General features: G+C 37.7%; 1 protein-coding gene. It reads left to right on the plus strand.

The window, feature by feature from the left end:
- The coding region (locus RYX56_RS24405) for a carboxyltransferase domain-containing protein (RefSeq protein WP_317124392.1) at window positions 1-247 on the plus strand (247 nt) is incomplete at both ends.

Here is a 247-nt window from a genome sequence, read left to right on the forward strand (position 1 = left end):
TGAAGAGGTGGTTCCAAGCTATCATACCGTCACAATTTTTCTAAAAAAACCCCTTAGAGATACCGATACCTTTATCCAGTCTCTATTAGCAAAATGGGAAAAATATGTTCTAGAGGGAAGGGAATACCGTAAATCTAAAAAACTTCACATTCCTGTCTGTTATGAGGAAGAGTTTGCGTTAGATATGGAAAGGGTAATCCAGCATACGGGAATGAGTGAAAAGGAAATCATTGCTTTACATACGAAC

Origin of the sequence: Alkalihalophilus lindianensis (genome assembly GCF_032843265.1) — a bacterium.
GTDB classification, from domain to species: Bacteria; Bacillota; Bacilli; order Bacillales; family Bacillaceae_D; genus Alkalihalophilus; species Alkalihalophilus lindianensis.